This window comes from Acidiphilium iwatense (assembly GCF_021556475.1).
GTDB lineage: Bacteria > Pseudomonadota > Alphaproteobacteria > Acetobacterales > Acetobacteraceae > Acidiphilium > Acidiphilium iwatense.
On record NZ_JAKGBZ010000095.1, the window covers coordinates 1 to 5,328 of the forward strand.

4 protein-coding genes are annotated in these 5,328 nt (G+C 60.3%); 3 read left to right on the forward strand and 1 reads right to left on the reverse strand.

Features of this window, described 5'->3' with window-relative positions:
- The first annotated feature begins 16 nt into the window (after window positions 1–16).
- From L2A60_RS19750 to L2A60_RS19760, 3 genes are all read left to right on the forward strand, one after another.
- Window positions 17–1,093 (forward strand): DUF7146 domain-containing protein, encoded by a 1,077-nt coding sequence (locus L2A60_RS19750; protein ID WP_456237181.1) that lies wholly within the window; start codon window positions 17–19, stop codon window positions 1,091–1,093.
- A gap of 382 nt (window positions 1,094–1,475) precedes the next feature.
- On the forward strand, window positions 1,476–2,414 hold the full coding sequence (locus L2A60_RS19755) for a DUF2493 domain-containing protein (protein WP_235706172.1): 939 nt from the start codon (window positions 1,476–1,478) through the stop codon (window positions 2,412–2,414).
- A 709-nt stretch (window positions 2,415–3,123) separates the two neighbouring features.
- Window positions 3,124–3,447 (forward strand): DUF736 domain-containing protein, encoded by a 324-nt coding sequence (locus L2A60_RS19760; protein ID WP_235706173.1) that lies wholly within the window; start codon window positions 3,124–3,126, stop codon window positions 3,445–3,447.
- A gap of 640 nt (window positions 3,448–4,087) precedes the next feature.
- Here L2A60_RS19760 and L2A60_RS19765 read toward each other — a convergent pair.
- Window positions 4,088–5,161: a PIN domain-containing protein gene (locus L2A60_RS19765; RefSeq protein ID WP_235706174.1), complete on the reverse strand. Its 1,074-nt coding sequence runs from the start codon at window positions 5,159–5,161 to the stop codon at window positions 4,088–4,090.
- Window positions 5,162–5,328 lie beyond the last annotated feature (167 nt).

Here is a 5,328-nt window from a genome sequence, read left to right on the forward strand (position 1 = left end):
CCTGACATTATGTTGCGTGGAAGCCGTCGATCGCCTGCGGCACAAAGCCCAACCGCAGATCCGCAACATAACTTTCGCCGCAACATGTTCGGTCTTATGTTGCATTCAACATAAGACCGATGCCGCGACAGGTGAGCATGGCGATTTGCTGGATTTGATCCGCGAGAATTGTGGCCTCAGCACATTCCGCGATGTTGCCGAGGAAGCGCGGCGGTTCCTCGGACTGGCGGGATTTGATCATACTGCGGCCGACAAACACCGCAGCCGTCACCCTCAGGGACATGGGGCGTGTTTGCTGGGACGCGGTGCTCCGGAGACACAGACGGATGCTGACTGTGATTCTGCTCCTGAGGCCGCCCAGGTCCAACGTGCCGCACGGCGGTTGTTCGGCATGGCGCAGCCCCTACCGGGCACCCTTGCCGAAACCTATTTGCACCGGCGTGGTATCACGTCGGCGGCACTGACCGGGATCGGCGCTTTGCGGTTCCATCCGCGCTGTTTCCACCGCGCGGCCCCAGATGCACCGCCAGCCCCTTGGCCCGCATTGCTCGCGGCGGTCACGGACCTCGAGGGCACCATCACCGGTATCCAGCGCACCTGGCTTGATCCTGACGGGTTGGATCCCATCGATCCCACCCGGCTCGGCAAAGCGCCATTGGCAGCCCCGCGCCGGGCGATGGGATTGCTGTTGGGCCATGCCGTGCGGTTTGGCACCACGGCAGGGCTGCACGGCGGACCGGTGAACCATTTACTCGTGGCGGGCGAGGGCATCGAGACCATGCTGTCGCTGCGCTGCTTGCTTCCCGCCATCCCGATGGCGGCCGCACTCTCGGCCGGGCATCTCGCCGCTCTCCTTCTCCCCGTTGGGTTGCGGCGGCTCTACATCGCCCGTGACGCCGATGCGGCCGGTGACCGCGCCGGGGCATGCTTGACCGAACGCGCTATTGCCGCCGGGGTCGAGGCGATCACCCTCTCGCCCTCATTAAGCGATTTCAACGACGATCTACGCGAGCTTGGCGCAGCTGAATTGCGTGCACATCTGCGGGTGCAATTGGCGCCGGAGGATGCGCAGCGTTTCATGACGTCCGACTGAGATTGCATATGGCGGATTGGCCGATGACGGCTCGCCAATGCCGGGCACTTTCTGCTCCCATCCGCCGGGTGGCCGCGCCGACGGCCTTCCGAGAAGGCGTTCTGTGCCGGGGGCGGCGGCGGCCCGCAATGGCGGCGAGGCCGCTATTTTCCGCCGCCCCGGGGGCAAAGGGTGGCACCATGATCTTGCTCAGCGATTCCGGGGCTTTGCAGCGCGAAGCAAAATAGCGGCCCCGCCGCCATCCTCCGCTGACGCTCCGGCCCGCAAATCCAGCCCATGGCGTCACGGAGAGCCATGGTGGGTGCGGGCCGCCACCGCCCCCGGCTGGGATCGCCATGGAAGGCCGCGATGGGCGCGGGCTTCCGGCAAACAGGAGCATCCCATGACCCGCGACTATGACGAGACCGGCTATGAGCCACCCCACGCCGCTTCACCCACCGCTTATATCCTCAGCGAACTGCAACTCTATGGCTACCACCCCGGTCAGGAAGAGCCTGACCCACGGCCGTTGCCCGAAGCCCCGCTGATCGCCGGGGCGATCGCGGATATCTTCGACGCTTTCACCGCCACCTTGAGCGACACCCGCCTGGAGCCTGATCTTGAGGAGTTGCTCTGGGCCACGGTTAATCTGTTCCACCGCGCCACCGGACGGATCGAACGGCAGCTCGACGATAACGAGCAGGCGCAAAAGCGCAGCCAGAAGGAGCAGGACGGCTCCGAGATCCGCTCAGTCGAGCTGGAACGGCTGACGGCGGAGGGGCAGACCTTACTGGAACGCCGGGATTGCCTGGAATTCTTCCGCGACCAGGCCGCCGAGCAGTTCGAGCGCCACACGCGCACCGCCTGGCGCCCGCGCTCAGGCTCGATGGTCAACCACCGGGCACTGACCGCGTCTCTCATCGATAGCCGAGACTTCATTGCCGCCAAGCGCCAGACGCAAATCGCACCTCTGCTGCCTACCGGCCCGAAAATCGCCTTCACCGGCGGGATGGAGTGCAATGATCACATTCTGATCTGGGACAAGCTGGACAAAGTACACGCCAAACACCCGGACATGGTGCTGTTGCACGGCGGCAGCCCGAAGGGAGCCGAGCGCATTGCCGCAGCCTGGGCGGATGCCCGCAAGGTTACCCAGATTGCCTACCGCCCGGACTGGACCCGGCACGCCAAGGCGGCCCCGTTCCGGCGCAATGACGCCATGCTGGAGGCATTGCCGATTGGCATCATGGTATTCCCCGGCACCGGCATCCAGGAGAATCTCGCCGACAAGGCCAAGAAGCTTGGCATCCCGGTGTGGAGCTTTGGGAGTGGGGGCGCATAGCTCCCACAATCCGCTCCCACGCATGCCGTATCGCCGTATCCCACCAACCGGCTGAAGTTGCGCAACGCCGGCAAATTTATTCGCCGGACAAGCCGCCGCCAACGCCCCGCCCGGCATCGCTGGGCGGAATTCATCGCGGCGTGTGTCCCGCTTCGCTGGTGGAACGGGACACAAATGGCGCTATCCTCGCGCAGCATTGTCGTGGGTGGGCAGGATCAGGTGCGTCTCTCGACGCATCGTTTGGCCAGAAAGATCGCTCCACGGCGAAGGGCAGAACCATGTGTCAACCAATCCGCTTGTCCATTGATGCGAGGGCAGGGGTGGCGTCGGAGCAACTGGTTATATGCGGCATGATGACGCGGTGACGTCTGCAAGACCGGCCTTGTTCCCGTACCGCGGATGGCGCCGCTTTGATGAAAATCCCGAGTGTCGCCAGATCTCCTGACTGACTGCCCCAAGCCGCGCCACGCGGCCTCTCCGTGGCTGATCTGACCGAAGGACGATCGCCTTCCTGCAATGGCGGCTTCTGGCTTTTGTCCCCGGCAGCGATGCTGCCTCCTCGCGGACGCTGCGCTCCAAAAAAGCCAGAAGCCGCCATCCTCCGCTGACGCTACGGCCGCGGGCGGTGCAGGCCGATCGTGCCCCCGGTCAAGTGATCGCCATCGAGGCTGCGATGGTCGCGGGCTCGAAACAGCATAGGAGAATTGACATGGCTACCATCGGAACCTTCAAGAAAGTCGGCAATGAAATCCACGGCGAGATTGTGACCCTGAGCGTGCAGACGAAGAACGTGCGCATCGTGCCCGAAGCCAACCGGACCAACGACAATGCCCCCAGCCATCGTATATTCTGTGGACGGGCTGAGCTGGGTGCTGGCTGGTCCAAACGTTCCGCAGAAGGGCGCGATTATATCTCGGTCAAGCTGGATGATCCGAGCTTCAGCGCTCCGATCTATGCCAACCTCTTCGACGATGAAAGCGGCGAGGGCTACACCCTGATCTGGTCCCGCAGCCGCAAGCAAAACGGCGAGTAACAACCGCGATGAACCCCGCCCGGCGATGCCGGGCGGGGCATATTATGAAAATTGGCGGGGGCTTTTGGGGAATATCGACATCAGTACGAAAAACGGTTTGAGTCCGAAAAGGCAGCTTTTTAAAAAAAGCTGCACCAAAAACTTTTGAATGATCAGAGTAATTTGGCCATGGTAGATCAGAACTCACGAATATTGACGCCCAGTATCAGTCGTAAATGATTTATCTATTCGCGGTGACTCGAAAAATGGCTGCTCTCTTGCCAACATTTGCCATTCCGCGGCTCCCATCAATGTTTCCGATTATAGGCAGGATCGGGCCGATTGCTGCCAGTCCGGTCTGGAACGGGAAATGAGCGAAGCTGCCATTGGCGGCCGGTGGTCGCACCGGCAGGAGACGATCCAACTCGGCGCTGGGACACTGCTTCGGCGGTCCCGAAAGCCGTCACTCGTAGCCGCGAGCTGGCGGGAGCTCTGCACCTAATTCACTCCCCTCTGCTGAAGCGGGAGAGTGAGAATGAGAGTGCTAGTGCTAGTGCTAACACTGGGGTCAAATGAGGATGCATTACAACTGATTATGTAACAATATTCGTTCGTCGTATCGGTGCGGCTTCCACTTCGGCTACGAGAGGCGATCAGTCAATTACCATAGCTCGTCCTCAATATCATGCCAATTAACCTCAATGCTGCGGTCGTCCAGCGACACCGAATTAATCTCGATTTCTACCGGTTCTGCTGAAATCAAGTTTGCCGTGACTGTTGCGCTAAGTGGCTGATGTATCGTTATGAACATCCTGTGGTGATAACCTGGGTCCCAGTCATCCTCCCCATACTGGACAGCATCTTGGTCGACGTCCACATGCAGACGCAGGGCTGCGTAGAATGGGACCTCGCAGGTCATGGTGGTCCCATCAAAATCGAAAACGGTTACGTCCTCAATGAACGCATCGTCGAGTTCAGTGTTTCTAACTTCAACCTTAACGCGAGCCGGGCCAATGTATCCTTCTCCTACGCCAACCCTTAGATACGGCACCTGGTCTCTGAGCTGCTCGTAGACAATATTATTGTCCTTTACGAATGCCGCCACAGCATTGTGGACAGTAACCGTAACCGTAGCATGTGAGACGATTTCGGCGATTGTGGCCGCATGTATCAGCGGCCCTCCTGCCGAGCAGCAATCCTTCAGGTCCCCGTCCTGCGAGATGACGTAGACCTTCTGCTTTGTGGCTTCACACCAGGAACGAAGCTGACGAGCCACGATCGCGTCGGGGAACTCATGCTTCTTCCTGCCATTCCCAAACGGGGGCTTGCCGCTGAAGTAATCGTCAAGGAGCTCTTGAACACTCGGATCGAAATGGCAGGACCAAGCACCATTTTTCTTCAGCCACGCATCAAAGGTGTCCACCAATTTTTTAACGCAGGCGTCCTCGTCAGCTAATGTCTCTGCTGCGGCGCTAAGGCCAAGCTGCCTCAGCGCCACGCTCGATGAGCGAGCCAACTTACTGGCCTCCAGGCATGATTCCCGGAGTAGTGTGGAGACCTCGCGCTTGTTGACTTCCGTAGTCACAAGCCGGAGAAGGCCGCGCCCCACCAAATCAGACAACGCTTTCAGCCATCGGCCGTCCCAATCAAAATGGAGTGACCGATAGACAGAGGCGTCGATATAAACAGAACCGGCAAGGAGCCTTGGAGGAACCGTTACCTCGGCGGCGCTCATCGACAATCCATGAGTGCTTCTCTCCGAATTCTACCCAGATGATAGTAAGCGCGCATTTCTCTGCACCAGCCTTGGGAGGGGGTCCTGTCCGTGCGGTGGAGCGCGACCGATAGGTCTGGGTCAGGCAGTGTTTTTAGTCTGGCCTGATTTGGCGAAGTTGAAGGGCA